General features: G+C 43.8%; 3 protein-coding genes. 1 reads left to right on the plus strand and 2 read right to left on the minus strand.

Annotated elements, in window-relative coordinates:
* The coding region (locus VB740_RS17570) for a S9 family peptidase (RefSeq protein ID WP_323201249.1) at nucleotides 1-1,401 on the plus strand (1,401 nt) is incomplete at its 5' end.
* Between the two features lie 155 nt (nucleotides 1,402-1,556).
* On the opposite strand, the gene VB740_RS17575 is transcribed toward VB740_RS17570, so the two are convergent.
* Both VB740_RS17575 and VB740_RS17580 read right to left on the minus strand, forming a co-directional pair.
* Nucleotides 1,557-1,787: a hypothetical protein gene (locus tag VB740_RS17575; protein ID WP_323201250.1), complete on the minus strand. Its 231-nt coding sequence runs from the start codon at nucleotides 1,785-1,787 to the stop codon at nucleotides 1,557-1,559.
* A 92-nt stretch (nucleotides 1,788-1,879) separates the two neighbouring features.
* Nucleotides 1,880-3,274 (minus strand): IS110 family transposase, encoded by a 1,395-nt coding sequence (locus VB740_RS17580; protein ID WP_323201251.1) that lies wholly within the window; start codon nucleotides 3,272-3,274, stop codon nucleotides 1,880-1,882.
* Nucleotides 3,275-3,566: the final 292 nt, after the last annotated feature.

Here is a 3,566-nt window from a genome sequence, read left to right on the forward strand (position 1 = left end):
CTCCGCAAAAACTGTGCATCTTGTCAACTACTTTTACTGGACTGCCTCTCTAGTACTCCTGATGGTGGTTACGATTTGTTATTACGGGAAACCACGGATAAAGAGTGGGATGTTCTCCGTCACTGGGGAATAGAAGAACAAGGGAATTCTGTTAGCTTCTCGGCTGATGGCAAAACACTTTATATTGAAGGCAGTCATGATGCTAACGCCCAACGTCTGCTAGCTGTTGACTTAGATACCCGTGAAGAAACAGCGATCGCCCAAGATGAGCAGTATGATGTTATGGGGATAGTCATTCAGCCTGTAACACGAGTTATCCAAGCAGTTTCTTTCTACAAAGATAAACAGGAATGGCAGGTAATTGACGAAAGTATCGCCGCTGATTTTGAAGAAATTGCCAAGGTACGTTCTGGGGAGTTTTCTTTAATTAGCCGCGATTTGGAAGATAAAAACTGGCTATTAGCTTACAACACAGACGATGGTCCAGTTTATTACTACACCTATAACCGAGAATCAAAAACTAGCACTTTCCTCTTTAGCAACAAACCCAAACTCGAAGGTTTGCAGTTAGCATCAATGCAACCGATTTCCTACGAGGCACGGGATGGTTTAACTATCCACGGTTACCTCACAACCCCTGTGAGAATACCTAGCCAGAATCTACCAACAATACTCCTGGTTCACGGCGGTCCTTGGGTGCGGGATACCTGGGGTTTAGATCCGGAAGCGCAATGGTTAGCTAACCGGGGTTACGCTGTTCTGCAAGTCAATTATCGGGGTTCCACTGGCTATGGTAAAGCATTCTTGAATGCTGGAAACCGGGAATGGGCTGCTAAAATGCACGATGATTTGATTGATGCTGTGAATTGGCTAAGGGAAAAAGGCATTTGCGACCCGCAAAAGATTGCGATTATGGGCGGTTCTTATGGTGGTTACGCCACTCTTGTAGGGTTGACTTTTACACCAGAAGTTTTTGCTGCTGGTGTGGATATTGTCGGCCCCAGTAACTTGATTACTTTGATAGAAACTATACCGCCTTATTGGGAACCACTCAAGGCAATGCTTTATCATCGCGTTGGTAATTTAGAGACAGAAGAGGAGTTTTTGAAATCGCGATCGCCTTTATTCTTTGCTGACCGAATTCAAAAACCTTTACTTATCGGTCAAGGTGCAAATGATCCGCGAGTGAAACAATCAGAAAGCGATCAAATTGTCAATGCAATGCAGCAGGCTGGTTTACCAGTACAATATGCACTTTACACAGATGAAGGACATGGTTTTGCCAGACCAGAAAATCGGTTGCATTTCTTTGCGATCGCAGAAGAGTTTCTCGCCAAATACTTAGGTGGCAGATTTGAACCTTTGGCAGATATCCCCGGTCATTCAGGAATAGTGAAATAAAATTAAGTCTCAAAAATAAAAAGGTGGTTAGTGATTTTCTTTAACCACCTTGATACTTGTAAGACCGAAGTCTAACGATGTATTCAAGCACTTTTGACTGAACCTCATTGAAGAATTTCTCTTGAATTTTTTCAACATCAAGTTTTCTAGCAAACTCAACTTCTGAAATAATTTCCTGGCATTCGTCTATTGTATTCCTCAAGCGTTAGACGTTTGCCACGCTGTTGAAACCGTTCAGTAGGTTTTCCGCCAACCCGCAGCAGTGCTTGCTTCATCTGTTCTTCAGTCACTTCTGGAATGTCAGAAAGATCAATGTCCTCATCTTGCATTGCCTCAATCCTCTCCCAATCAGTTTGAGAGGCTTTGAAAGAAAATGAATTGCTCATGTTTAGTTCCCTCTCTCATCGAAATGACACGAATTTCATCTCCAACTTCTGTATGGGCAATTACCACCACTCGTCCGCGCAATAACCCTCTCCTAAGAAACCGTATTTGCTTCGGGCTGGGGAACAAGCTCAAAACCTAAAGCTAGAGCTTTTTTCTGGAGGTTATTGACGACTCGTTCTTGGTAACGTTGTTCATAATAATCCATGCCAGGATCTTGATAGTCACCTCCAGATGTCCAAAGTCGGTAGAAAATTCGTGCTAACTTATGAGCAGTAGCAGTGATAGCTTTGGGTGTACCCAGGCGAGAACGTAAACGACGGTAAAAAGCACCCAAGGCAGAATTGCTCTTGCCTGCTGTTTGTGCTGCCATTCGGAAAGCATTGGTAGCCGGGTTGACAACAAGGCGAGTTTTAGAACTTTTAATTTTACCACCAGTGATGCGATTGCAAGGGCAAAGACCAAGCCAGGAAGTAAAGTGTTTAACAGTTGGGAATCGGGTAGGATCTAAACCGACCTCGGAAATAATGGTTTGCACTGTTAGGATACCAAGACCATCAATGGCCGTGAAGTCCACACCACTAATTCGGTAAAGATGGGTACGTAAATCAAAAGCAGGTTCATTGCCTTGAGGTTTATGGCGGGGGTGCTTTGGTTGCGGAAGCGGAGATTCATTCAAATTAACTTTGTTGCTAAATTGAGCCAAGCACTCCTGTATTTGGCGATCGCAAGCGGCTATCTGAGTTTGATAAACATCGTAGAGCTGTAGTTCTTGTTGGAGTACAAAAACATGCTCACTGCGATAATCCCCATTCAGTGCGGCAGCAATTTCTGCTTCCGAGCGTTTAGCGCGGTAATGCTTTTTAGCTGCCAAAATTTGTGGGTCTTTTTCTCCAGCGGCGATCGCTCGAATAATTGCCATCCCAGTAATACCAGTGATATCGCTGACAACTTTATGCAGTTGCACGTTCATCTGGGTTAAAGCTTTTTGCATCCGTTGAATGTGAACACAAGCACTTTTGATAAGACTATCTCGGTGGCGGATATAACTCCGTAATACACAAATTTGGTCTTCTGGGCGAAAAGAACCAGATAATAATCCATAACTATGCAACTGTTGCAACCATTGACAGTCTAAGATATCTGTTTTACGTCCAGGTAAAGTTTTCACGTGATGGGCGTTGACAAGTTTGACCTCAAAGCCTCTTGTCTCCAAGATTTGAAACAATGCAATCCAATACACCCCTGTTGATTCCATTGCTACAGTTTCCACTCTACATTCAGCTAGCCAATCTGCAAGGGCATACAAGTCAGCAGTGTAACAGCCAAAACGTCTTACACACTCGGAGGCTCGATTTTTGGGAACACTCACCCAGTGGAATTCTGAACCGATATCAATACCCGCTGCATTTGGGTTGATTGGTCTTAAATCGGAAGTGTCATTCGTACTTGGTCGATGTAAATAGGATTTGGACTTTGGTGTTTTCATCATCAAAGGCTTCCTCACGAATGCGGAGTCATACTAGCAATTAGAGGTGTGCCCTGACCTGGGTTGACGGATGAATACAGTCTCCTAAACGGGATAATGGCAGCAACCATTTCACCAATGTCATAACCGTCTCAACCCAGAACCAAGCTTCTGTACGGGCGACAAAGCACCATTGGGGGATCGGTCTTAACTCTCAGGACACAATAAAAGTGTAATTTTTTTCGGTGCATCTTAACTTTGTTTCTTCCATCCATAACGGAAGCGATCGCGTCCGTAAACAGCTTCTGTCACT

It is taken from the genome of Nostoc sp. UHCC 0251, assembly GCF_034932245.1.
Classification (GTDB): Bacteria; Cyanobacteriota; Cyanobacteriia; order Cyanobacteriales; family Nostocaceae; genus Nostoc.